The 23,300-nt window shown below is 68.5% G+C and carries 20 protein-coding genes; 9 read left to right on the forward strand and 11 right to left on the reverse strand.

All coding sequences use genetic code 11. From position 1 onward, the window contains the following. Nucleotides 1-128 precede the first annotated feature (128 nt). Entirely contained in the window at nt 129-680 is a 552-nt protein-coding gene (locus tag AC1DBE_RS06005; RefSeq protein ID WP_476969928.1) for a COG4315 family predicted lipoprotein, read from the forward strand. Here the strand turns inward: AC1DBE_RS06005 and AC1DBE_RS06010 are convergent. Continuing rightward, nucleotides 677-1,576, reverse strand: coding sequence for a DMP19 family protein (locus AC1DBE_RS06010; protein ID WP_476969929.1), 900 nt, complete (start codon nt 1,574-1,576; stop codon nt 677-679). The two genes, AC1DBE_RS06005 and AC1DBE_RS06010, sit on opposite strands and share 4 nt — an antisense overlap. Before the next feature lie 163 nt (nt 1,577-1,739). Here AC1DBE_RS06010 and AC1DBE_RS06015 point away from each other — a divergent pair, with 163 nt between their 5' ends. Next, nucleotides 1,740-5,162 (forward strand): DEAD/DEAH box helicase, encoded by a 3,423-nt coding sequence (locus tag AC1DBE_RS06015; protein WP_476969930.1) that lies wholly within the window; start codon nt 1,740-1,742, stop codon nt 5,160-5,162. Nucleotides 5,163-5,216: 54 nt separating this feature from the next. Here AC1DBE_RS06015 and AC1DBE_RS06020 read toward each other — a convergent pair whose 3' ends face one another. From AC1DBE_RS06020 to AC1DBE_RS06050, 7 genes are all read right to left on the reverse strand, one after another. Next, nucleotides 5,217-5,615 (reverse strand): hypothetical protein, encoded by a 399-nt coding sequence (locus AC1DBE_RS06020; RefSeq protein ID WP_476878795.1) that lies wholly within the window; start codon nt 5,613-5,615, stop codon nt 5,217-5,219. 272 nt (nt 5,616-5,887) lie between these two features. Then, entirely contained in the window at nt 5,888-6,313 is a 426-nt protein-coding gene (locus AC1DBE_RS06025) for a heat shock protein transcriptional repressor HspR (RefSeq protein WP_476878794.1), read from the reverse strand. 10 nt (nt 6,314-6,323) lie between these two features. After that, the gene (locus AC1DBE_RS06030) at nt 6,324-7,304 is read right to left on the reverse strand and encodes a DnaJ C-terminal domain-containing protein (protein WP_476903230.1); all 981 of its coding nucleotides are present in this window, start codon (nt 7,302-7,304) and stop codon (nt 6,324-6,326) included. A gap of 167 nt (nt 7,305-7,471) precedes the next feature. Continuing rightward, entirely contained in the window at nt 7,472-8,137 is a 666-nt protein-coding gene (locus tag AC1DBE_RS06035) for a nucleotide exchange factor GrpE (RefSeq protein ID WP_476903231.1), read from the reverse strand. 2 nt (nt 8,138-8,139) lie between these two features. After that, complete coding sequence (gene dnaK, locus AC1DBE_RS06040; RefSeq protein ID WP_476969931.1) at nt 8,140-9,999, reverse strand: molecular chaperone DnaK; 1,860 nt, start codon at nt 9,997-9,999, stop codon at nt 8,140-8,142. A gap of 320 nt (nt 10,000-10,319) precedes the next feature. After that, the gene (locus tag AC1DBE_RS06045; protein WP_476969932.1) at nt 10,320-10,778 is read right to left on the reverse strand and encodes a hypothetical protein; all 459 of its coding nucleotides are present in this window, start codon (nt 10,776-10,778) and stop codon (nt 10,320-10,322) included. Between the two features lie 180 nt (nt 10,779-10,958). Further along, nucleotides 10,959-13,181 carry an MMPL family transporter gene (locus AC1DBE_RS06050; protein WP_476969933.1) on the reverse strand — a complete coding sequence of 741 codons (2,223 nt, stop codon included), beginning with the start codon at nt 13,179-13,181 and terminating at the stop codon, nt 10,959-10,961. 199 nt (nt 13,182-13,380) lie between these two features. On the opposite strand from AC1DBE_RS06050, the gene AC1DBE_RS06055 reads away from it, so the two are divergent. The 4 genes from AC1DBE_RS06055 (at nt 13,381) to AC1DBE_RS06070 (ending at nt 16,136) form a co-directional block, all read left to right on the forward strand. Beyond that, nucleotides 13,381-13,926: a MarR family winged helix-turn-helix transcriptional regulator gene (locus AC1DBE_RS06055; RefSeq protein ID WP_476969934.1), complete on the forward strand. Its 546-nt coding sequence runs from the start codon at nt 13,381-13,383 to the stop codon at nt 13,924-13,926. Nucleotides 13,927-13,986: 60 nt separating this feature from the next. Then, nucleotides 13,987-14,802, forward strand: coding sequence for a methyltransferase domain-containing protein (locus AC1DBE_RS06060; RefSeq protein ID WP_476903234.1), 816 nt, complete (start codon nt 13,987-13,989; stop codon nt 14,800-14,802). A gap of 98 nt (nt 14,803-14,900) precedes the next feature. Beyond that, a complete protein-coding gene (locus AC1DBE_RS06065; protein ID WP_476969935.1) occupies nt 14,901-15,452 on the forward strand; it encodes a dihydrofolate reductase family protein in 552 nt (183 codons plus the stop codon). A 60-nt stretch (nt 15,453-15,512) separates the two neighbouring features. Continuing rightward, nucleotides 15,513-16,136, forward strand: coding sequence for a LysE family transporter (locus AC1DBE_RS06070; RefSeq protein WP_476878785.1), 624 nt, complete (start codon nt 15,513-15,515; stop codon nt 16,134-16,136). An 18-nt stretch (nt 16,137-16,154) separates the two neighbouring features. Here the strand turns inward: AC1DBE_RS06070 and AC1DBE_RS06075 are convergent, their stop codons facing one another. Continuing rightward, nucleotides 16,155-17,150, reverse strand: coding sequence for a S1C family serine protease (locus AC1DBE_RS06075; protein WP_476969936.1), 996 nt, complete (start codon nt 17,148-17,150; stop codon nt 16,155-16,157). 183 nt (nt 17,151-17,333) lie between these two features. On the opposite strand from AC1DBE_RS06075, the gene AC1DBE_RS06080 reads away from it, so the two are divergent. Continuing rightward, entirely contained in the window at nt 17,334-17,870 is a 537-nt protein-coding gene (locus AC1DBE_RS06080) for a low molecular weight protein-tyrosine-phosphatase (RefSeq protein WP_476878783.1), read from the forward strand. Further along, the gene (gene pabB, locus AC1DBE_RS06085) at nt 17,867-19,927 is read left to right on the forward strand and encodes an aminodeoxychorismate synthase component I (protein WP_476969937.1); all 2,061 of its coding nucleotides are present in this window, start codon (nt 17,867-17,869) and stop codon (nt 19,925-19,927) included. Before AC1DBE_RS06080 ends, pabB begins: the two co-directional genes overlap by 4 nt. Before the next feature lie 18 nt (nt 19,928-19,945). Here the strand turns inward: pabB and cls are convergent, their stop codons facing one another. After that, nucleotides 19,946-21,421 (reverse strand): cardiolipin synthase, encoded by a 1,476-nt coding sequence (gene cls / locus AC1DBE_RS06090; protein ID WP_476969938.1) that lies wholly within the window; start codon nt 21,419-21,421, stop codon nt 19,946-19,948. Between the two features lie 93 nt (nt 21,422-21,514). Here cls and AC1DBE_RS06095 point away from each other — a divergent pair, with 93 nt between their 5' ends. Further along, nucleotides 21,515-22,462: an aminodeoxychorismate lyase gene (locus tag AC1DBE_RS06095; RefSeq protein ID WP_476969939.1), complete on the forward strand. Its 948-nt coding sequence runs from the start codon at nt 21,515-21,517 to the stop codon at nt 22,460-22,462. Nucleotides 22,463-22,503: 41 nt separating this feature from the next. On the opposite strand, the gene AC1DBE_RS06100 is transcribed toward AC1DBE_RS06095, so the two are convergent. Beyond that, entirely contained in the window at nt 22,504-23,265 is a 762-nt protein-coding gene (locus AC1DBE_RS06100; protein ID WP_476880305.1) for a hypothetical protein, read from the reverse strand. Nucleotides 23,266-23,300: the final 35 nt, after the last annotated feature.

The following is a 23,300-nucleotide window of genomic DNA, read 5'->3' on the forward strand; positions in this document are numbered from 1 at the left end:
GCTGCCCCACTAGGACGTACGTTCCGGCGAAAAAGTTCACCAAGCTTCTTTGAACCATTCTTCACCTGGCGCCGTCGTAACAGCTAGCCGGACTGCGAGAAGGCCGGCACCGAGCCAAGGAGCCAATAATGACCAAGCACTTCGGCGCCACCCTGTCCGCCCTCGCACTCGCCGTGGCCGTTTCCGGCTGTGCTGGGGGCAGCGGGACCACGACGACGCCCCCGGCCGCCGCAACGACGCCTGCCACGTCGGCGGCAAGCACACAGGCGTCCACCTCCGCCACCGCAGGGTCCGGCACCCCGGCGTCGGCCGCGGTACTCAAGACCGCCTCCACCAGCGCCGGGAAGGTGGTGGTGGATGCCAAGGGTATGAGCGTCTACTTCTTCACCAAGGACACGAAGGACTCCGGCACCAGCGCCTGCACCGGACAGTGCATCGCCGCGTGGCCGCCGGTGCTCACCGACTCCGCCACCCCGGCGGTGGACGGCGTCTCCGGAAAGATCGGAACCATCGCCACGCCGGACGGCAAGAAGCAGGTCACCATCAACGGGATGCCGGTCTACTACTACGTCAAGGACCGTGCCCCCGGCGACGTCGCAGGCCAGGGCGTCGGCAACGTCTGGTACCTGGTGAACCCTGCCGGCGACATGATCACCGCCGGCGCCACCGGCGGGTACTAGGCCCCGGCAGCCTCCGGGCCGCCGTCGGATTCGTCCTCGAACTCGACGGCGGCCACCACTTCACGGGTCTCGGGGTGGATCATGTACGCCTCGTCGTCATCCTCGAGCATCAGGAACTCGCCCTGGTCCGTGGTGAAGTGCCAGGCCAGGACCCGTTCGCCGTTGAGGTCGTAGTTCGGGTCGCCCATGGTGATCTTCAACAGGGTCTGCCCGGCCACCTCGCAGAGTTCCCGGATGATCAGCTCGAATTCCGGGGCGCTGGCGATCTCTTCCTCGGCCGCCTCCGCCTGGCGCTCGGCGAGGTTCGGGATGCGGGACACCCGCTCGTGGATGTGCCGGTCCAGTTCGTCCGCGTCCAGGACCAGCAGGTCCGGCTGGCCGCGGAGCCAGGCGGCGTTGAGGGCCACAATGTCCTCGGTTTCCAGCAGGGGCTCGAATTCGTCGTCGAGCTGTTCCAGGAGCTGGACCCCCTCCGATACCGGCGCCGCACCGGCGTCGGCCTCCAGCAGGGAGTCCCCGTCGAGGTAGGCGTCGGCTTCGTCCTCGGAGAGCGAGTCGTAGGCGGCGGCGCTCCGGTTGAACAGGTCCAGGTGCGCGGTGGCCCCCATCGCGGCCAGCCCCTCGCGGACGTAGGTGTCGATCTCTTCGCGTTCCGGCACGGTGAAGACGTACTGGGCGAATCCGCCCCCGAGGATCTGTGTCAGGTAGAAGTCCACGTAGTAGCTGCGCAGGGCGCTGGGGGCGATCTCCTCGGCGTCGAGCAGTTCGGCGTACATTGCGTTGACGACGTCGACGTTCGCATCCACCACGTCCACGTTGCCGCCGGAGAGGCTTTCCCGGGTCAGGACCGGGGCGTTGCCGGTGGCGGTCGGGCTCGAGGTCAGGCTGGTGCTCATGAAATTCCTCACGGTGGTGGTGATTGCTGCTCCGGTCCTTTCCACGGTATGTCCGGCCGGTTCCGCACCGGCCCAGCGGGAGGTGAACGTCAGGCGAAGTTTCCGGGCCCCTCCTGGCTGGTTAAGATGGATCAGATGACCAACTTCTGAAAGTAGTGCGCACATGCCATCCCATCCGGACGAGAGTGCGGCACTGGCAATACAAACTCCCGCGATCAACGACCGCTCCCTCGCGGCCGGACTCGCCTACGCCATGGGGAGCCGGGTCTCCGGGATCTCCTTCGACGCCGCCACCGGGCTCATGCTCGGAAAGGTCCGCGGCGGCGCAGACGTGCCCTACTCGACGACGGCGAAGCTGGTCCGCAAAGGCGGCGGCTGGAGCTGCACGGTGGGGGTGTGCAGCTGCCCGGTCCGCAAGGACTGCAAGCACGTTGCCGCGCTGTTGTTCGCTGCCGAAGACAACCCCGCAACCCGCGTCCAGCTCCTCACCCCGGCAGAATCCTCCCGGCTGTCCCGCCAGCCCTCGGCGCTGGAGCTGACGGACTGGGAACAGGCCCTGGGCCCGCTGCTTGCCCGGCCGGGCAGCACCCCGACCGCCAGCGGTGTTCCCCTGGCGCTGCAGTTCGAGATCGAGGAACCGGCGCCGCACTTTTCCTACACCGGCCGCCGGGATCCGCTGCGCAGCGTCCGCCAACTGAAGGCCCGGCCCGTCATCATGGGGGCCAAGGGCAAGTGGATCCGGGGGGACGTTTCGTGGAACACCCTCAGCTACCTCAACTACCGGCGCGAGTGCAATGAGGCCCACGTCGAGTGGATGCTGGAATTCCTCGCCTCCCACACCGCCGTCGCGAACCGCCAGCACGCCGGGACGGCCCCGTGGCTGGGGCTCAACACGTACGCCGGCAGGAACCTCTGGAGCCTGCTGGCCGAGGCCCGGAAGATCGGCGTTGCCCTGGTCCACGGCCGCGGCGACGAGCCCGTGCGGCTGGCGGACCAGCCGGCAGCCGTCGGGCTCAACCTGACCCGGTTCGGCGCCGGTGAGGCCGACGGCGGGCTGGCGCTCGCGCCGACGATCACGGTGGAGGGCACCGAGATTGATCCCGCGTCGGTAGGGACCATCGGCCGGCCGGCGCACGGCATCTTTTTGACCTCCGACGACGGCGCGCTGCCCGGCGTCGCCCCCGGCGAGTCCGCGATCACCCTCGCTCCCCTGGAGTCCGGCCTCAGCGAGGAACTGCTGACGTTCGTCACCGGCGGCACCACGCTGCACATCCCGGCCCGGGACGAAGGGCGCTTCCTCACGGGGTTCTACCCCAAGCTGAAGCAGAGCGCCCGGGTGACGGCCTCGGACGACTCGGTGGAGCTGCCCACCCTGGCCGTTCCCACCCTGTCCCTGCTGGCCAACTACGGCGCCGACCACCGGGTCCGGCTGCACTGGGAGTGGCATTACAAGGCCGGGACCCTGGTCACCGCCCAGCCTCTCTGGCGGCACCCCGGCGACCACGGCTACCGCGACGACACCGCCGAGGCGCGCATCCTGGAGACCGTCGGGCAGCCCTGGGACGTGGTGCCGAAGCTCGGCGAGTCGGCCACCGGCGGTTGGGGCACGCCGCGGCTGGCGGCGTCGGCGGAACTCAGCGGGCTCGACACCCTGGGCTTCACGGAGGAGGTCCTGCCCGCGCTCCGCGAACTGGCGGACGTGTCCGTGGACACGGCCGGGGAGATCGCCGACTACCGCGAGGCCGAGGAAGCCCCCGTGGTGTCCATCTCCACCAAGGCCACCGACCAGCGGGACTGGTTCGACCTGGGGATCCAGATCTCGCTCGAGGGCCAGCCGGTGTCCTTCGCCGCCGTCTTCTCCGCCCTCGCCGCGGGCCAGACGAAGATGCTGCTGCCCAGCGGCGCTTATTTCTCCCTGGACCTGCCCGAACTGCACCAGCTCCGAGCGCTCATCGAGGAAGCCCGGGAGCTGCAGGACAACAAGGATGCGCCGCTGCAGATCAGCCGGTTCCAGGCCGGCCTCTGGGACGAACTGGCGCAGCTGGGGATCGTTGACGAACAGGCAGCCGCCTGGCGCGAGGCCGTCGGCGGCCTGCTGGAAGGTGGCGTCAAAGGACTTCCCCTTCCGGACACGCTCGACGCCGAGCTGCGCCCCTACCAGCTCGAGGGCTTCAACTGGCTCAGTTTCCTCTACCGCCACGGACTGGGCGGGGTGCTGGCCGATGACATGGGCCTGGGCAAGACCGTGCAGGCGCTGGCGCTGATCTGCGCCGCCAAGGTCGCCGCCGCGGAAGCCACCGACGCCGAGGCATCGGACAACGCCGCGGGTGCCGGGGCGCCCGCCGGCGCCCCCTTCCTGGTGGTGGCGCCCACCAGCGTGGTGGGCAACTGGCAGGCCGAAACCGCCCGGTTCGCGCCGGGACTCACGGTCCGGGCCATCAGCGAGACCTTCGCTAAGAGCGGGTCGGTTCCCGCCGAGGCGATGGCCGGGGCCGACATCGTGATCACGTCCTACGCCCTCTTCCGGATCGACTACGAGGCCTACGCCGCGCAGCAGTGGGCCGGCCTGGTGCTGGACGAGGCGCAGTTCGTCAAGAACCACCAGTCCAAGGCATACCAGTGCGCGCGGAAGCTCCCCGCCAGCTTCAAGCTGGCCATCACCGGCACGCCGCTGGAGAACAACCTGATGGAGTTCTGGGCGCTGACCTCGATCGTGGCGCCCGGGCTGTTTTCCAGCCCGAAGCGCTTCGCCGAGTACTACCAGAAGCCCGTGGAGAAGAACGGCGACAAGGCGCAGCTGGACAAGCTCCGGCGCCGGGTCCGGCCGCTGATGATGCGCCGCACCAAGGAGCAGGTCATCCACGACCTGCCGCCCAAGCAGGAGCAGATCCTCGAGGTGGTCCTGAACCCGCGGCACCAGAAGGTCTACCAGACGCACCTGCAGCGCGAGCGGCAGAAGATCCTGGGTCTCATCGAGGACGTGAACAAGAACCGGTTCACGATCTTCCAGTCCCTGACTTTGCTGCGCCAGCTCAGCCTGGACCCGTCACTGATCGATCCCTCGCTCTCCGGGGTGCGCTCGAGCAAGCTAGACGTATTGTTCGAACAGTTGGAGGATCTGGTGGCGGAGGGGCACCGGGCCCTGATCTTCAGCCAGTTCACCGGTTTCCTCGGCAAGGTCCGTGAGCGCCTCGTCGAGGAGGACATCGAGTTCTGCTACCTGGACGGCGGCACCCGCAACCGTACGGACGTCGTCAACGAGTTCAAAAACGGCGCGGCGCCCGTCTTCCTCATCAGCCTCAAAGCCGGCGGCTTTGGCCTGAACCTGACCGAAGCCGACTACGTGTTCCTGCTGGACCCGTGGTGGAACCCGGCCTCGGAGGCGCAGGCGGTGGACCGGACGCACCGGATCGGCCAGGCCCGCAACGTGATGGTCTACCGGCTGGTGGCAAAGGACACCATCGAGGAAAAAGTCATGGCGCTCAAGGCGAAGAAGTCCCAGCTGTTCGCGGACGTGATGGAAGGCGATGCCCTCTCGGGCGGGGCCCTGACGGCGGAGGACCTGGCCGGGCTGTTCACCGACTGACGGCCCGCGCCGGAATTCTTCCGGCGGCGCTCCACAGCCGGTTCAGGCGTTGACTTATGCGGCGGCCGGGGCCACCAGGGGCGGGAGCGCCAGGTTCGTGCGCAGCCAGCGGCCCAGCGCCTTGCCTTTGCCCGTCCACCAGCTGTCCTCGTCCGTGCTGTGGTGCCAGCGGAAGATCACGGCCACCAGGACAAAAACGCCTCCGGCCACCTGTTCCCAGGCGCCGGATGCGGCGTAGACCAGCACGGCCACGCCCATGCTGACGGCGGCCGGCAGCGCCAGGGTCCGGAACACCGTGTTGGCGACGTATCGGCGGCGCGAACGCGGCACGGACACGGCCCGCACCAGGTCCGAGCCCATGCAGGCGACCACCACGACGTGACCGAACGTGAGCAGCAGCAGCCCCGGAAGCGAGTTCCCGAAGAAGGCGACGGCCTGCAGCCCGGTATTCATGGCCCGCCCGGGATCTCTGCGGCCACGTGTGCCGTTATGGCTGGAATTGAAGTGAACATGCGCTGCCCCCCGACAGTTTGTTCCCAGGCATCTCCGGGCTGAGACGTTTTGTGACTGAGACCTTCGAGACTGAGACCTTCGTACTGGCGGCCAGCTAGCCGCCAATACAATTCAACCGGCAGCCAGGGAGGGAAGTCACGACCCTCCAGTACCCGACTATGGCCCAAACGCCACGTGACTTTGCGCGCGTGTACTCAGTCCGGCCCTGCCCGCTACTTGTCCAGCGCTCCCGGGCGCCACACCACGAGGGCCTGCGACCGTGCCCGGGGGCGCTGGCCGCGGGCCAGGCTGACGACGTCGCCCGCGGTTCCGGCGGCGAAGATCCGGGAATCGAGGGACCGGGGCCGCCGTCCGAGCTCGTCGGTCAGCTCGGCGACCCGGCGCTGCAGGGCGTCGACCTGGTTCTCGAGCTGCAGGATCCGTTTGATCCCCTCTAGCGAGACACCCTCGTGCGAGAGCCGCTGCACCTCGCGGAGCATGTTTACATCGCGCTGCGAGTACCGGCGGGACTTACCCGGGGCCCGGCTGGGGGAGACGATGCCGAGGCGGTCATACTGGCGCAGCGTCTGCGGATGCATGTCCGCCAGTTCCGCGGCGACGGAGATGACGAAGATCGGCTGGTCGAACTCGATGTCCATGCCAGGACTCCTACAAGCGGGCCCTGGCTGCCAGCCCGGCCCGGACGTCCTCGCCGGCGGTGGCCGCCGCGAAGGCCTTCACGGCCTCTTCGGCGTCCTTGTTCAGCTTTTTCGGCACAGCGACGTCGATGGTGACCAGCAGGTCCCCGGTGGCTTTGGTGTGCTTGACGCCGCGGCCCTTGACCCGCAGGGTCCGTCCGGCGGGGGTCCCGGCCGGAACACGGACCCGGACCTTGTCCCCGTCAATGGTCGGAACCTCAATGTCGGCACCGAGGGCCGCCTCGGCGAAGGTGACCGGGACGTGGATGCGCAGGTTGTCGCCGTCGCGGGTGTAGAAGTCGTGGGGTTTCACGGACACGGTGACCATGAGGTCGCCGTTGCCTGCCGGGCCGTACTGCCCCTTGCCGCGGACGCGGACCTTCTGGCCGTCCTTGATGCCGGCCGGAATCCGTACGTCGATGATTTCGCCGTCGGGTTCGCGCAGGCCGATGGTGGTGCCGCGGATGGACCCGGCGAAGGAGATGCTGGTTGACGCGGTGCGGTCCGCGCCCTTCTGCGGGCCGCGCTGGAACGATTGTCCGCCGCCGCCGTAGCCGCCGCCACCAAACAGGTCGGCGAACTCGGGCGGAATGCCGCCGGCGGTGCTGTAGCTGCCGGAGTGGCGTCCGCCGCCGCCGGTGAAGAGGCCGCCGAAGAGGTCCTCGAAGCCGCCACCGGCCGCCGCGCCGGGAGCGCCCGGGGCGAAGCGTGCGCCACCACCCATCGCCCGGATGGCATCGTACTGCTGGCGTTCATCGGCATCGGAAAGCACAGAATAGGCCTCGGAGATGTCCTTGAACTTCTTCTCCGACGCAGTGTCCCCGGCGTTGGTATCCGGGTGGTGCTGCCGCGCCAGCTTCCGGTAGGCCTTCTTGATGTCGGCGTCGGAAGCGTCCTTGGCGACACCAAGGATCTTGTAAAAGTCCTTGTCCACCCAGTCCTGGCTAGCCAATGGCGTTTCCTTTCAAAAAAAGCGTTAAGGCGAGATTACCGCGGAGCGGAGCGAGACAAGGGGCCCGGGAGTGGCATCGGGCCTGCCGGAGCCGGGTGGCCGAGGATCGCAGATCCTTGGCCACCCGGCGCAGGGGCGGGGCCCCTTGTCTCGCTCCGCGAAGGTGACTACGCCGGAACAGACACGATCACTTGGGCGGCGCGCAGGACCCGTTCGCCGGACTTGTAGCCCGAGCGCAGGACCTGGCTGACCGTGTCGGTTTCGACGTCGGCGCCGGGCTGCTGGATGAGGGCCTCGTGGATCGTGGGATCGAACTCCACTCCGGTCTCATCAATGCGCACCAGACCGTAGGTCTTCAGCGCATTCTCCAGCTTGGCGGCAATCGCGGCGAACGGGCCGTCGGCGAGGTCGCCGTGCTGCCGGGCGGCGTCGACGTCGTCCAGCACCGGAAGCAGGGCGTTCAGGACGCCAATGACGGCCATCTCCCCTGCCACGGCGCGGTCACGTTCGACGCGCTTGCGGTAGTTGACGTACTCGGCCTGCAGGCGGCGGAGGTCGTTCTTCAGTTCCTCCGCCTCCCCGGCTCCCACGCCCTGCGCCACCGAATCGGCGGCCGGGACGTCCACGCTGTTGAGGATGTCCTCGGCCTGGGACAGTGCGTCCCCGGACTCGGCTTCCCCGGCAGCGGCACGTTCCTGGTCGGGATGGCGGGCCTCGCCGGTCTTCGGATCAACCTTGCGGTTGTCGTGGATCACCGGCTTCTGGCTCTCGTCCCGGTTGTCGCGGCGGTCCCCGGAAGCGCCGTGCTCTTCTTCGTTACCGTGGTGCGGCATGGTTACTTCTTCTCGTCTTCGTCAACGATCTCGGCGTCAACGATGTCTTCGTCCGCGGCGGCCTGCTCGCCGGCCGGGGCACCCTGTGCGCCTTCGGCGCCGTCGGGGGAACCGGGCTGCGAGTAGATGGCCTCGCCGAGCTTGGTCTGGGAAGCCTGAAGCTTCTCAAACGCGGTCTTGACGACGGCGTCGTCCGTGCCTTCGAGGGCTGCCTTGAGGGCGTCGACGTCGGCCTGGACCTCGGTCTTGACCTCTTCGGGCAGCTTGTCGGCGTTGTCGGCGATCAGCTTGTCCACGGAGTAGGCGAGCTGCTCTGCCGAGTTGCGGGTGTCGGTCGCCTCGCGGCGGGCCTTGTCCTCGGCAGCGTGCTCCTCGGCGTCACGGACCATCCGGTCGATGTCTTCCTTGGAGAGGCTGGAGCCGCCGGTGATGGTCATCGACTGTTCCTTGCCGGTGCCCTTGTCCTTCGCGGAGACGTGCACAATGCCGTTGGCGTCGATGTCGAAGGTGACCTCGACCTGCGGGACGCCGCGCGGGGCCGGGGCGATGCCGGTCAGCTCGAACGTGCCCAGCGGCTTGTTGTCCCGGGTGAACTCACGCTCGCCCTGGAAGACCTGGATCGCCACGGAGGGCTGGTTGTCGTCAGCCGTGGTGAAGGTTTCGCTGCGCTTGGTCGGGATGGCCGTGTTGCGCTCGATCAGGTGCGTCATAACACCGCCCTTGGTTTCGATGCCCAGGGACAGCGGGGTGACGTCGATCAGCAGCACGTCCTTGCGCTCGCCCTTGAGGACACCGGCCTGCAGGGCGGCGCCGACGGCGACGACCTCGTCCGGGTTGACGCCCTTGTTCGGCTCCTTGCCGCCGGCGAGTTCCTTGACCAGCTCGGAGACAGCGGGCATACGGGTGGAGCCGCCGACGAGCACAATGTGGTCGATGTCGGAAAGCTTGATGCCGGCTTCCTTGATGACGTCGTGGAACGGCTTCTTGGTGCGCTCCAGCAGGTCCTTGGTCAGGTCCTGGAACTTGGCGCGGGTCAGCTGCTCGTCCAGGTGCACCGGGCCGTCAGGGGTGACGGAGAGGTACTGGAGCGAGACGTTGGTGCTGGAGGAGGAGGACAGTTCCTTCTTGGCCTGCTCAGCGGCCTCGCGGAGGCGCTGCAGGGCGATCTTGTCCTTGGACAGGTCGATGCCCTTGACCTTGAGCTGGTTCAGCAGGTAATCCACAACGCGCTGGTCCCAGTCGTCGCCGCCGAGGCGGTTGTCACCGGCGGTGGCGCGGACCTGGATGGTGGAGAAGTCGTCCTCGTCCTTGCCAACCTCGAGGAGCGAGACGTCGAAGGTTCCGCCGCCGAGGTCGAAGACCAGGATGAGCTCGTCTTCCTTGCCCTTGTCCAGGCCGTAGGCGAGGGCGGCCGCGGTGGGCTCGTTGACGATGCGCAGGACCTTGAGGCCCGCGATTTCGCCGGCTTCCTTCGTGGCCTGGCGCTCGGCGTCGTTGAAGTACGCGGGAACGGTGATCACGGCGTCGGTGACCTTTTCGCCGAGGTAGGACTCGGCGTCGTTCTTCAGCTTCATCAGGATGCGCGCGGAGATTTCCTGCGCGGTGTACTTCTTGTCATCGATCGCGACGTTCCAGTCGGTGCCCATGTGGCGCTTGACGGACGCGATGGTGCGGTCGATGTTGTTGACGGCCTGGCGCTTGGCGATCTCGCCGACCAGGACCTCGCCGGACTTGGAGAAGGCAACAACCGACGGCGTGGTGCGGCCACCCTCGGCGTTGGCAATAACGGTGGGCTCGCCACCTTCGAGAACGGAGACGACGGAGTTGGTGGTTCCGAGGTCAATACCTACTGCACGTGACATGTGGTGCTTCCTTCTTTCCGTGGAAACTTGCTGCCCCGACCACCGGGCGGCGGCCCGCTCCCAGGCATTAGCCGGGGGTTGGGCCCGTCGATGACGGGGGCGCGCCCACCTATTGAGCGCTCTGCACTCAACTTTACTCAGCCGGAAATAGATGTCAATCCAAAGTTGAGTCAACTCCACTCAACTTTGGTCGCCGGCAAACCTCGCGCTCCCGCGGGCAGGCCCGGACCCGCGGAATTTCGCGGTTTTTGGCACGGCACAACAACCCCCGGAGGGGATTTCGCTGTGCGTGAACGGTGCCTGGTTAGCGGTGCCGGGCCTTACTGGCCGTCGCGGCCCGCGTCACGGGCCTCGTCTGCCCGTGCGGCGCCATCGCGCGCGTCGCCGTCGCGAGTGTCGCCATCGAGCCGTCCCGTGCGGCGGGGACCGGTGGCCCCGGCCGCGCCGTAGTCGCCCTCGGGGTAGTCCCCCTCCTCGACGACGGGGGCCTCCGGGGTGTCGACACCGGCCGCACCGTAGTCACCTTCGGGGTAGTCCCCCTCTTCGGTTCCTACCGTGGTGCCGGGCGCCACGCCCGCCCTGCCGTAGTCGCCTTCCGGATACTCGCCCTCGGGCGCCCCGGCCGGGTTCTCCCCCGCGACACCCGCCAGCCCGTAGTCGCCCTCGACGTACTGGCCGGCGTCGCCTTCGGCTGCCCCTTCGTCGGCGGAGGCCGGTACCGGGGTGGCCTGGTGCTTCTTCTCTGCCGGCGTTTGATCAAACCCACTGTTGTCAGACATGTTTGGATCCCTCCTGCAAGCCTCGGGCGCCCGCTCGGGCGCAGTCGCAGTCTATCGAGCGCCGCCGGGAGGCAACAGGGGGGGCCGGAGCGGGTTTACGACCGGAAAAGGCAGCCGCCGCCACCGCGGCCCGGTGGGGGGACCAGGGGCAGTGACGGCGGCTGCGGTCAGGGGCGCGGCCTACCGGATTCCCGCCTCCGCGGATTCCGGTTCCGCCTCGGCCGGCAGCGTCCGGGCTGCGGCGTCGGCCTCGGGCCGGCCCGGCTTCCCGGGCCACCAGATCCGCGGACCGATGTCGTAGGCCAGGGCGGGGACCAGCAGCGAACGGACCAGCACGGTATCCAGGAGCACACCGAAGGCAACGATGAAGGCCAGCTGCACCAGGAACATGATCGGTATAACGCCCAGGGCCGCGAAGGTGGCGGCGAGCACCACTCCGGCCGAGGTGATCACGCCGCCGGTGACGCCCAGCCCGCGCAGGATACCGGCCCGGGTACCGTGCTTAAGCGACTCCTCCCGGACCCGGCTCATCAGGAAGATGTTGTAGTCCACTCCGAGCGCCACCAGGAAGACGAAGCCGAAGAGCGGAACCGTCGCGTCCGCCCCCGGGAAGCCCAGGACATGGTTGAACACCACGGCCGAGACGCCCATCGCGGCCCCATAGGACAGCACCACCGAGGCAACCAGCAGGACCGGCGCCAGGATGGACCGGAGCAGCAGCATAAGGATGACGAGGATGACCGCGAGGACCACGGGAATGATGGTGACGAGGTCGCGCTGGGCCGTGGTGTTGGTATCCAGGGCCGTGGCCGTCACCCCGCCCACCAGCGCGCCGTCGTCGACCTGCTTGAGGTCCTGGCGGAGCTTGACCACAACGTCTTCGGCCTCGTTGGAGTCGGCGGCGAAGTCCAGGGTGGCGTTGATGAGCACCCTGCCGTCCCGCACCGCGGGCTCGGTGGGAGCTGCCGGCGAGCCGGGCGCGCCCCGGGCCGGGACGATTGGCACGTTGCCCTCGGCCAGCAGGTAGGCATCGCCGACGCCGGCGGTCGCCTTGGTCTTGGCCAGCACCTCCTGGGCTTTGGCGGTATCCGCGACGATGACGGCGGGGCTGCCGGATCCGGCGTCGAAGTGCCGGGCCAGCGCCTTCTGGCCGTCGACGGCGTTGGAGGCCGCGAGGATGACGTCGGTTTGCGGCACCCCGTTGGCCTTGAGCTGGAGCACGCCGGCCGAGGCTACCAGGAGCAGCAGCACCGACGTGATCCAGACCGTGCGGGGCCGGCGCGAGACCAGGGAACCGGTGGCACGCCACAGGCCCTTCTGGCCTTCGAGGCCCGTGACGAGTTCGGGTTCGCGCTCCGTCGCCGGGAGCAGCTTGGGCCGGAAGGGCCAGAAAGCTGCCCGGCCCAGGAGCGCCATCATCGCGGGAAGCAGGGTCAGTGCCGCGAAGAGCGAGCACAGGATGCCGGCGGCTGCGACCGGGCCGAGGGCCTTGTTCGAGTTGAGGTCGGAGAAGAGCAGGCAGAGCAGGGCGATGATGACGGTGGCGCCGGAAGCCAGGATGGGTTCCCAGGCGGCTTTCCACGCGGTGAGGGCGGCCGCGGTGCGGTTGGTGGTGTGCGTCAGCGCCTCCCTGAAGCGGGCCACGTAGAGCAGGGCGTAGTCCGTGGCCGCGCCGATGACCAGGATGGAGAGGATGCCCTGGCTTTGGCCGTTGAGCTGGATCCAGCCCAGTTTCGCCATTCCGAAGACCAGGAGGATGGCCGCGCAGAGTGCGAAGACCGAGGTGAACAGCACGGCAACCGGCAACAGCAGCGAGCGGTACACCACCAAGAGGATCAGGAAGACTGCGCCGAGGGCGACCAGCAGCAGGATGCCGTCGATGCCGGCGAAGGCGCTGACCAGGTCCGCGGTGAGCCCGGCCGGTCCGGTCACATAGGTGCGCATCCCGTCCGGAGCGGAGGCCGAGACTTCGTCGCGCAGCTCCTTGATGACGGCCTTGACCTCGTCGGAAGAGGCGACCGGAACCACGAACTGCACCGCTTTCGAGTCCTCCGAAGGGATCGGACCGATCACTGCACTGCCGACCTTCAGGGCCTCGAGTTTGGTCTTGAGGGCCGCCGCCTCGCCGAGCTGGGCCCGCGTGAAGGCGGAATCGCCTTCGATCACAATGACCGCGGGAATCTCCTTGGAGTCGCGGAACTTGGCCTGCCAGTCCTGCGCCGCGGTGGCCTCGGCGCCTGCCGGCAGGAATGACGCCTGATCGTTGGAGGAGACTTCGCTGAGCCGGCCAAAGGTGGGGCCGCCGATCCCCGCGATGGCAAGCCACGCGAAAACCAGGACGGCAGGAACCAGCCACCGTAGCCAGAAGGGGACACGGGTTGAAGCAGGCCGGTTGCGATTCATAGCGTCCTTCTCGGAGTGGCGTATCGGAGTACGATTAGTAAATCATAGATTATCTCCATCATGGATATAAGTGTCAGACTAGAGAAAATGGGGATGAGAAAACTGCCGCGGCCGCCGGACAGCCCGGAGGGCGTGCTGGAGTAAACTCCGGAGGGCGCAAAGCGCTCAGGATGTGGCGGGACGAATCAGAGAGGGTGCAGTGTCAACTGAACGGTCAAGCGGACAGCCAAGCGAACAGCCGGTGGGCGCCGACGCCGGCCCTCCGCCGCTGGTCCGGCTGCTTCAGGACTTCAGCCTTGAGGCCAACCGGTACGCTGACGCGGCGGGCAGCCGGAATGACATGCACCGTACGGACCTGAATGCCCTTGCCGTCATCATGGAACACACCGCGAAGAACCAGGTGGTCACACCGGGCGTGCTGCGCAGGGAACTCCACCTCAGCTCCCCGGCCACCACGGCCCTGATCGACCGGCTGGACAAGTCCGGGCACGTGATGAGGGAACGGCAGGGCCCGGACCGCCGGCAGGTGCAGCTCCGGATGACGCCGAAAGCCTACCGCGACGGCGGGGCCATGTTCCTTCCGCTCGCCCGGCATATGGGGGCGGCCATGGCCGGGTTCACACCGGCTGAACTGGAGACCGCCACCCGATTCATCACCGCAATGATCGACGCCACGGTCAAAGCCGGGCAAGAAGCCGCCGCTCCCCCGGCCGGCCCGCCTGACAAGAACCGCGGCGGGGACTGAACCGCAACAAGTACCTGCCGGTTCGGTCCGTCCCGGCCGCGGCAGGCGTAGCGTTCCCTTATGAGCGCCCAGCAGCCCGACGACGTCTACACCCACGGCCACCACGAGTCGGTGGTCCGTGCCCATGCGGCCCGGACCGCGGAGAACTCCGCGGCCTTCGTCCTCCCCTACCTCGCACCCGGGGTGTCAGTGCTCGACGTCGGCTGCGGGCCGGGCAGCATCACCTGCGACTTCGCCGTGCTCGTCGCCCCCGGCGAGGTCACCGGACTGGACCGCTCCCCGGAGGTCATCGCCCATGCTGCCGCCCTGGCCGGGGAGCGCGGGGTGCCGAACGTGAGCTTCGTCGCCGGGGACCTCTACCGGCTTGATTTCCCGGCGGAGACGTTCGACGTCGTCCATGCGCACCAGGTCCTCCAGCACCTCACCGATCCGATCGCTGCCCTCCGGGAGATGCGCCGGGTCGCGAAGGCGGGCGGGATCGTGGCCGCCCGCGACGCCGACTTCCACGGAATGAGCTGGTACCCGGCACTCCCGGAGCTGGACGAGTGGATGGAGCTGTACCAGAACATCGCCCGCCGGAACGGCGCCGAGCCCGATGCCGGCCGGCGCCTGGTTTCCTGGGCGCAGGCCGCCGGGTTTACCGACGTCGCACCCACCAGCAGCAACTGGCTTTACGCCACGGGCCAGCAGCGGCGGTGGCAGGCACGGGTCTGGGGTGAACGGGTACTTCATTCGGCTTTTGCCGAGCAGGCGCTCGAGTACGGCTTCGCCACCGCCGCGGACCTGGCCCGGATCTCCGCGGGCTGGCACCGCTGGGGCTCCACTGACGACGGCTGGTTCCTGATCCCCAACGGCGAGATCATCGCCCGCGCCTGAGCGGGACGCCGTAGCCACAGTGGCAGCCGCCAAGCCATTCCCTGCTGCCCGATCTGGCGCTAGGGTGCACTCAAAGGCCCTATCGATAAGGAAAAAGCATGCGCAAAGTGACGGCCGGCCTGTTCAGCTCCGTGGACGGCGTGGTGGAGGACCCGTTCCTGTGGCAGTTCGACAGCTTCGACGACGAGCTGGGTGCGGGGATGGGCGAGATGATGGGCCGGATCGATACCGGGCTCCTGGGCCGCGTGGGGTACCAGCAGTGGGCGGAATACTGGCCCAACGCCGAAGCCGACGCCGATTTCGGCGGGTTCATCAACCCGCTGCCGAAATTCGTGGCGTCCCGGACGCTGACGGGTGACCTGGAGTGGAAGAACTCCCGGCTGATCGAAGGCCCACTGGAAGACTTCGTCGCGGACCTGAAGAGGGGCGACGGCGGCGACATCGGCGTCTTCAGCAGCATCTCGCTGGTCCGCCAGCTGCTGTTCGCCGGCCTGCTGGACAGCCTTATGCTGATCGTCCACCCCGTGGTCGCCGGCAGCGGGCGGCGGCTGTTCAACGACGGCGATCCTTTGACCCGGCTCGAACTGCAGTCCTCCCAGCAGACCAGCAAGGGCAACATGATCCTGGACTACGCCCTCCGCAAGGACTGACCGCCGGCCCGGACGCGTCATCATGCGGAGTGGGCCGGGCCGGAACCGTAAACTTTTCAGGTGCAACTCTCCCTATGGCTGGCGCTGGCCGGCGCCGGCGTCCTGATCAGTTTTACTCCCGGCGCGGGTGCCATCAACACCATGAGCAACTCCCTGAACTCTGGCTTCCGCCGGTCCATCTGGGGCATCCTCGGCCAGCAGGCCGCGCTGGTGGTGCACATCCTGATCGTTGCCCTCGGCGTCGGGGTGCTGGTGGCGAGCTCCCCGGTGGCGTTCAACATCATCCGCTACGCCGGAGCCGCCTACCTCGTCTACCTGGGCATCCAGCAGTTCCGGCACAAACCGGACCTGGACCAGGAAAAGGCCGCGGCGCTGCGCAATGAACCGGCACTGTCCATGTTCCGCCGCGGGCTGTGGGTGAACCTGCTCAACCCGAAGGCGATCGTTTTCTTCCTCGCCTTTATGCCGCAGTTCATCCGCCCGGACCAGCCGCTCGTGCCGCAGTATCTGGTGCTATCCGGCACCGTGATCGTCATCGACATCCTGGTCATGTGGTTCTTCTTCGCCGCGGCCGCAACGACGTTCCAGCGATTCACCCACGATGCCCGCGGGCAGCGGATCCTCAACCGGACCTTCGGCGTCCTGTTCGTCGCCGTCGGCGTCCTGCTGGCCCTCATCCACTAGCGCGCCCAACGGGCCCTGCTAGCCGCCCGCCCGCAGAGCCGGGAGCAGAGACTTGACCGTGTCCGAAGAGATCGCGAAGCCGATACCGTTCGCGGCGGTCTGTGAGGTGGACATGGCCACCATGGTGTTGATGCCGATCACCCGGCCGCCGGCGTCGAGGAGGGGGCCGCCCGAGTCCCCGGAACTGATCGACGCGTCGGTCTGCAGCAAGTTGGCCAGCCGCGAATTCCGGCCGAAGCCCGACTCGGCTGTGGTGCTCCGGCCGGTGGCCGAAATGATCCCGGTGGTCACGCTGGGCCCGCCCGCCAGCCCGAGGGCGTAGCCGATGGCGACCACCGCGTCGCCCGGCGCCACGGACGCGGAGTCGCCAAGTTCCAGCATGGGCAGCTCCGCCGCGCCGGCAACCTGCAGCAGGGCGAGGTCGTGGTCACTGTCCACGCTGACGATCCGGGCGGTATGGCTGGTGGCGTCATGGAAGGTCACCGTCAGGGTCGAGGCCCCGTTGACCACGTGGGCATTCGTCAGGATCTCCCCCGCGGCGCTGATCACCACGCCGGTTCCTTCCGAAGTCAGCCGGCTGCCCCCGCCGGGGTCCAGGAACGGATTGGCCTGGGTGGCGCCGGCTTTCACGGCGACGACGGCGGGCAGCGACGCCGCCAGCAGCCCCTTGATGTCTGCGGGGTGGTCTGACACGCCGCCGCCGGGCGCGACGTACTGCCTGACTACCGTTTGGGTACCCCAGCCGCTGGACCGCGCCACCAGCAGCGCCGAACCTGCGCCCGCCAGCGCGGCGACCAGGACCACACCCAGCAACTGCAGGACGCCGAGCGAAAACCGGCCCGCCCGGCCGTGGGGAGTATTCGCGGGCGGCGCTCCGGCGGCGGGAGGCTCGGGTTGCGGTTCCCCGCCCGGGTCCGGCGCCGGCTCCGGGTCATCACCTGACCCGTAGGGCGCATCCCCGTCGGCGCCTCCGAAGGCGGCCGGCGGAAGGGCCACCGGCTCCGGATCCGTCATGGCTTCAGTCTGCGGCCGGCGCCGGTGGCAGTCCAGAGCCGAACGGCCCGCGGGAGCCCGGCGGCCCGGGCCGAAATCACCCCCTTCGCACGCTGACAAGCCCGACAATCCATGTGACAAAACTTGTAATACCACCGGACGCCCCGGCTAGCCAAGGCGCCTCCGGATCCGCCATGCTTAGTCATGACCTCAATGTCGAGCCAGTACCGGATCATCACGGTCTGCACCGGAAACATCTGCCGGTCCCCGATGGCCGAACTGATGCTCGCAGAGGCTGCGGCCGCGGCGCAGCTCACCGGGGTCGACGTCGACTCGGCCGGGATCACGGCGTATGAGGCGGGCCGCCCGATCGACCCGAGGGCCGCGCGGAAACTCGCGGCGAACAACATCGCCTCCGAGCAGCACATAGCACGCGAGTGGCGCAACGAATGGTTCCAGTCCCGGGACCTGATCCTGGCCCTGGATGTGGACCACTACGGCTGGCTCCGGCAGGCGGCCCCGGACCAGGCGGCGCTGGCGAAGATTCGGATGCTGCGCAGTTTCGACCCCGCCGCGGCCGGGAAAGACCCGTTGGACCAGGGCATCGAGGACCCCTGGTACGGCGGACACACCGATTTCGACACCACCTGGGACCTCATCCGGGCCGCGGTCCCCGGCATCCTGGCCCATGTCCAGGCCGCCCGGCAGGACGCAGGGCAGCGGGTACGCTCTATTTCATGAGCCAAGCACCCGTCATCATCGCCATCGACGGGCGCTCCGGCGCAGGAAAAACCACGTTGGCCATCGAGCTCGCTGCGCGCCTCCGCGAGCATCACAAGGTTTCCCTCTTCCACCTCGAGGACATCTACCCCGGCTGGAACGGCCTGTCCGCCGGCGTCGACCGCTACATCGCCACCGTGCTCACCCCGCTGCGCCGCGGTGAAACCGCCCGCTGGGTCAGCTGGGACTGGGACCGGCACTACGACGGCGAGATCCGCCTCACCCAGCCTGCCGAGATCGTCGTGGTCGAGGGGGTGGGTGCCGCGTCCGCGGGCGCCGCCCCGTTCCTCGACGCCGTCATCTGGGCCGACTCCCCCGACGGGGAACGGCGTACCCGCGCCCTGGCCCGGGACGGTGCGACCTATGAGCCGTACTGGGATCAGTGGGCCGGCCAGGAAGACCAGTGGCTGGCACTGGACGATGTCCCCGCCCGTGCCGACGTGCATGTGCTCAACCGCGCCGACGGCGCAGCTCCGGCCGAGGTGCTCCAGGCCCTGCAGTACCTGCCCTCCCTGGCGGGGGTGCTGGTACCCGAATTGTCCGCCCGCCGCGGGCTGCAGCTCCGGGCCGAGCGGATCGAGGCGACGCCGGACGCCGCCCTGCTGTTCACCAAGCTCTACGGCAAATCCCCGAACGCGGTCTGGCTGGACTCCTCGCTCCCCGGAGCCGGCGAACGCAACCGCTTCAGCATCCTGGCGGACGACGGCGGCAGTTACGGCCAGTCGGTCCGGCACAGTTCCGGCCGGACCCGGGTGAGCGTCGGGAGTACCGCCGTCCACACCGAAGGCGGGTTCTTCCGGTGGCTCGACGGGGTCTGGGGCCGCCGCGCGCTGCGGGCCCCGGAAGGCTACCCCTGCGAGTTCACCCTCGGCTGGCTCGGCTACCTCGGCTACGAACTCAAGCGCGAGACCGGCGGCAGCGACGTCGCCTCCCCCACCCCGGATGCCTGCCTGATCTTCGCCGGCCGCGCCGTCGTCCTGGACCACCGGGAACGCACGGTGTGGCTGCTGGCCCTCGACACCCCGGACGCCGGGGACTGGCTGGCCGCGGCACGGACCGCCGTCACGGCGTCGGGCGCGGCCGCCGCACAGGATACCGGGCAGGACCCCGGCGCCTCTGACGTCGGTGCCCCCGACCCCGGCACCCATGCCGTCCACGCCCCCGCCTTCCATGCCAGGAACCGTGAAGCCGCCTACAAGGACAAAATCGCCGCGGCCCAGCACCAGATCGCCGAAGGCAACACCTACGAGGTGTGCCTGACGACGGCGCTGACAGCCGCCGCACCGGCCGGATTTGATGCCTGGGCAGCCTACCTGGAGCTGCGCCGGCGCAACCCGGCCCCGTTCGCGAGCTACCTCCGGTTCGCCGGCGTGACCGTGGCCAGCACCTCGCCCGAACGCTTTCTGCGGGTCGCGGCCGGCGGGGCGATGCGCGCCGAACCAATCAAAGGCACCCGCCGCCGGGACGCCGATCCGGGACGGGACGAGACCCTGCGGCGCGAACTCGAAGCCTCGCCGAAGGACCGGGCCGAGAACATCATGATCGTGGACCTGCTCCGGAACGACCTCAGCCATTTTGCGGTCCCCGGTTCTGTCACTGTCAGCCGGCTGTGCGCGATCGAAACCTACGCCACGGTCCACCAGATGGTCAGCACCATCGACGCGCAGCTGCGGGCCGGCATGCCGCGGGCCGAGGCCGTGGCGGCCTGCTTCCCGGCGGGCTCCATGACGGGCGCGCCCAAGGTCAGCACCATGGCCATCCTGGACCGGCTCGAAGCCGCTCCCCGGGGCGTCTACTCCGGCGCGATCGGCTACTTCTCGCTCAGCGGTGCCACCGACCTTGCGGTCGCGATCCGGACGCTGGTGGTGGCCGACGGCGGCGGGTCCGGCAGCACGTTGAGCCTCGGCATTGGCGGGGCCATCACCGCCGATTCCTCCCCCGAAGAGGAATATGAGGAGATCCGGACCAAGGCCTTCGGGGTGCTTTCGGCCCTCGGCGCGGACTTCCCGGCGGCCTAGCCGGGGGAACGGGTACTGCTACTGCAGGGTGGCCGTGAGCCGGGCGACGTTATCGACGTACTTGACCAGCTTGGGCCGCTCCATCCAGTCCTCCAGCTTTAGCTCCCGGGAGATCCCCCGGTAGGTGTCCTCCACAGCGCGGATCCGCTTGACGATGTCCTCGCCCAGCAGCATCACGGACACCTCAAGGTTCAGCGAGAACGACCGCATGTCCATGTTGCTAGAGCCAAGGACGGCAACCTCGTCATCGACCGTGAAGTGCTTGGCGTGCAGGACGAACGGGGCCTTGTAGAGGTAGATCCGCACCCCGGCTTCCAGCAGCGCCTCGTAGTAGGACTGCTGGGCGTGGTGGACCAGGAACTGGTCCCCCTTCTCGGAGACGAACAGCTCGACGTCGACGCCGCGCTGCGCCGCCGTGGTCACGGCGTACAGCAGCGAATCGTCGGGCACGAAGTACGGGCTGCAGATGGAGAGCTTGTGCTGCGCCGAGTAGATCAGGGTGTTGAACAGGCGCAGGTTGTTCTCGGTGATAAAGCCGGGCCCGCTGGGCACCACCTGCGCCGTAACGTGGCCGGGGGTCGACTTGAACTGGTGGGCCAGCTGGTGTTCGAGGGATTCGTCGGTCTCGCTGAGCCAGTCCGTCGCGAACACCACGTTCAGGGTGGTCACGATCGGGCCGCGCATACGCGTCATGAGCTCGACCCATTCCCGGCCGACCTTGCGGTGGCGGGGGTTGTTGTAGGAGGGCTCGATCAGGTTCTGCGAGCCGGTGAAGGCCACCTCGCCGTCGATCACCATGATCTTGCGGTGGTTGCGGAGATCGGGACGGCGCCACTGGCCGTGCACCGGCCGCAGCGGCAGCATGGGGCGCCAGCGGATCTTGCTGGCGTTCAGCCGCGCGGTGAGCTTGCTGTAGCCCTTGATCCGCATGGTCCCGAGGTGGTCGAAGAGGACGCGGACCTCGACGCCGCGTTCGGCGGCCTCCTCGAGGGCGGTCAGGAGTTCGTCCGTCACGTGGTCCGAGCTCATGATGTAGAACTCGGCGTTGATGAAGGACTTGGCCTCGCGGGCCGCGGCAGCCATCGCCTTAATGGAATCCGGGTAGCCGGGGAGCAACTCCACGCTGTTGCCGTCCACCATGGGCAGCGAGCCGAGCGTCTTGTTCAGCTCCGCCGCGGACGCCACCCATTCGGGCCCGTCATACTCGCTCTCGACGGCGGCCATTTCCGAGGTGCCGGCCCTGATCCGGGTGTTCACCGCCTCCTGCTGCGCGCGGCGGCGGCGGGAGAGCCGGAAGTTGCCGAAGAGCAGGAACAGCACCAGTCCGAGCGCCGGAACGAAGAAGATGCCCAGCAGCCAGGCCATGGCGGTGGTGGGGCGCCGGTTCCCCGGGATGATGCCCAGGGCGAGCACACGGATGGCGAGGTCGATGACTGTCAGGATGAGGACCACCCAGGACGGGAGTGTTCCCACAAGCGGAAATGGCCACAGCACAGGCGAACCCCTCAAATTCCAGACCCGCGGAACAGTTCCGGAACGGGCAATCCGCAAATCCTATCCCGCCGTAGGCCGCACTAAGCTGAAGGCATGACTACCCCCGCCGCTGATCCGGCCCGCAGCACCGTGCTGGTGTTCCTCGACCCCGCCTTTGAGCACGGCCGCGTCGCCGATGCGTCCCGCCCGCAGCTGATGGCCACGGACCAGGGCGCCACCCGCGGCGACGGCGTCTTCGAGTCGCTGCTGGTGGTGGGCGGACGCCCGCGGAAGCTGCAGGCCCACCTGACCAGGCTGGCCGGCTCTGCCCGGTCGCTGGAGCTGGATATCCCCGCCGAGGACACCTGGCGCCGGGCGATTGACACGGCCATCAGCGAGTTCCGCGGCAGCGCGGGCGGCGACGACGACGAGGTGGTGGTCAAGCTCCTGGCCACCCGCGGGGTCGAGGGCGCGGCCCAACCGACCTGCTGGGTGCAGGCGTCCCCGCCCCCGGCGGCCGGCCGGCGGCAGCGCGAGACCGGCATCGACGTCGTACTGCTGGACCGCGGCTACGACAGCGAAGTGGGCGAACGCGCCCCCTGGCTGCTGCTGGGCGCCAAGACCCTGTCCTACGCCGTCAACATGGCGGCGCTGCGCTACGCGCACCACCAGGGCGCGGACGATGTCATCTTTACGTCCGCCGACGGCCGGGTCCTGGAGGGCCCGACGTCGACGGTGTTGCTGGCGCACCTGGAAACCATTGACGACGGCGCGGGCGGGGTCCGCACCGTGCGGCGGCTGATCACGCCGCAGCTGGATAGCGGAATCCTTCCCGGTACCTCGCAGGGCGCCCTGTTCACCGCGGCCAAGGCTGCCGGCTGGGAACTGGGCTACGGCCCGCTGGTCCCGGCCGACCTCTACGACGCCGACGCCGTCTGGCTGATCTCGAGCATCCGGCTCCTGGCCGCCGTGAACCACATCGATGGCAAGGAAATCGGCACGGCGGGGCTGCGCGCCCAGCTCACGGCCGAGCTCAACGAACTCTTCGCCACCATCGAGTAGGACGCCGCTCCGGCCGGCCGCTCAACGGCCCAGGGACCTCCCTAGCCCTGGCTGGCGAAGACCTCATTGACCATCCGCGCCAGGTCGGCCGCCGCGGCCTTCGTGACGCCCGGGCCGGTGGCGACGGCCGTCGCGGCGAGTCCGCCACGGACACCCATCACCACAACCGTGCTGATGGTCATGTTGTTCGGCAGGTTCTGGGTCATCATGGCGGAGTAGGACTTCTCCGCTTTCGTTTCCACGGGGAGTACGACGGTTTTGTTGGTGACCTTCTGGCCCTGGATTTCCATGGTGAAGTCGGAGCACTTGTTGCTGTTGACGGCGGATTCGTCGAGGTTCTTGGCCAGGACTGCCGGGTCCTTGAAGGCCACGAGGGTTACCGCCGTAGCGGCTTGGACCTTGGCGGCCTGGGACGTGCCGCTCGCGTAGGTGCTGCCGGCGGGGATCTGGGCGTTGCTGTCCGCCACGGCCGCACACGCCGCGGGGGTGATCTTGACCGCCTTCATCATCTCCTTCGACGCCGTGATGCCCTGGTCCAGCTGCGAGGCGGGGATGGCGGTCAGGCGCTTGCCTTCGGCATCTTTGAGGCCGGCGATGATTGCCGCCAGGTCACCCCGGGTGTACGTCTTGGCTTCGGCTGTCGGCGTCGGGGTTGGGGTCTGGCTCGCGGCCACGGATGCGCCCTGCGATCCCGTAGCGGGGGCGCCGCCGGTCGATGCCGGGGCCGTGGAGCCGCCGCATCCGGCGAGCGCGAGGGCTGCCGAAATCAAGAGTGTGGCCGGCGCGATGCGTCGCAGGTTCATGAGGATCCCCAATTCGGTGAGAGTGAGCGGCGGTT

It is taken from the genome of Arthrobacter sp. 10T416, from assembly GCF_056394165.1.

Excerpts from the sequence above, each read along its gene's own strand:
- AC1DBE_RS06060 (WP_476903234.1), top strand. The coding sequence starts at position 13,987 with ATGAGCGCCCAGCAGCCCGACGACGTCTACACCCACGGCCACCACGAG.
- AC1DBE_RS06100 (WP_476880305.1), bottom strand. The coding sequence starts at position 23,265 with ATGAACCTGCGACGCATCGCGCCGGCCACACTCTTGATTTCGGCAGCC.
- AC1DBE_RS06010 (WP_476969929.1), bottom strand. The coding sequence starts at position 1,576 with ATGAGCACCAGCCTGACCTCGAGCCCGACCGCCACCGGCAACGCCCCG.
- AC1DBE_RS06075 (WP_476969936.1), bottom strand. The coding sequence starts at position 17,150 with ATGACGGATCCGGAGCCGGTGGCCCTTCCGCCGGCCGCCTTCGGAGGC.
- pabB (WP_476969937.1), top strand. The coding sequence starts at position 17,867 with ATGAGCCAAGCACCCGTCATCATCGCCATCGACGGGCGCTCCGGCGCA.
- AC1DBE_RS06020 (WP_476878795.1), bottom strand. The coding sequence starts at position 5,615 with ATGAATACCGGGCTGCAGGCCGTCGCCTTCTTCGGGAACTCGCTTCCG.
- AC1DBE_RS06045 (WP_476969932.1), bottom strand. The coding sequence starts at position 10,778 with ATGTCTGACAACAGTGGGTTTGATCAAACGCCGGCAGAGAAGAAGCAC.
- AC1DBE_RS06025 (WP_476878794.1), bottom strand. The coding sequence starts at position 6,313 with ATGGACATCGAGTTCGACCAGCCGATCTTCGTCATCTCCGTCGCCGCG.
- dnaK (WP_476969931.1), bottom strand. The coding sequence starts at position 9,999 with ATGTCACGTGCAGTAGGTATTGACCTCGGAACCACCAACTCCGTCGTC.
- AC1DBE_RS06015 (WP_476969930.1), top strand. The coding sequence starts at position 1,740 with ATGCCATCCCATCCGGACGAGAGTGCGGCACTGGCAATACAAACTCCC.
- AC1DBE_RS06065 (WP_476969935.1), top strand. The coding sequence starts at position 14,901 with ATGCGCAAAGTGACGGCCGGCCTGTTCAGCTCCGTGGACGGCGTGGTG.
- AC1DBE_RS06095 (WP_476969939.1), top strand. The coding sequence starts at position 21,515 with ATGACTACCCCCGCCGCTGATCCGGCCCGCAGCACCGTGCTGGTGTTC.
- AC1DBE_RS06035 (WP_476903231.1), bottom strand. The coding sequence starts at position 8,137 with ATGCCGCACCACGGTAACGAAGAAGAGCACGGCGCTTCCGGGGACCGC.
- AC1DBE_RS06050 (WP_476969933.1), bottom strand. The coding sequence starts at position 13,181 with ATGAATCGCAACCGGCCTGCTTCAACCCGTGTCCCCTTCTGGCTACGG.
- AC1DBE_RS06005 (WP_476969928.1), top strand. The coding sequence starts at position 129 with ATGACCAAGCACTTCGGCGCCACCCTGTCCGCCCTCGCACTCGCCGTG.
- AC1DBE_RS06080 (WP_476878783.1), top strand. The coding sequence starts at position 17,334 with ATGACCTCAATGTCGAGCCAGTACCGGATCATCACGGTCTGCACCGGA.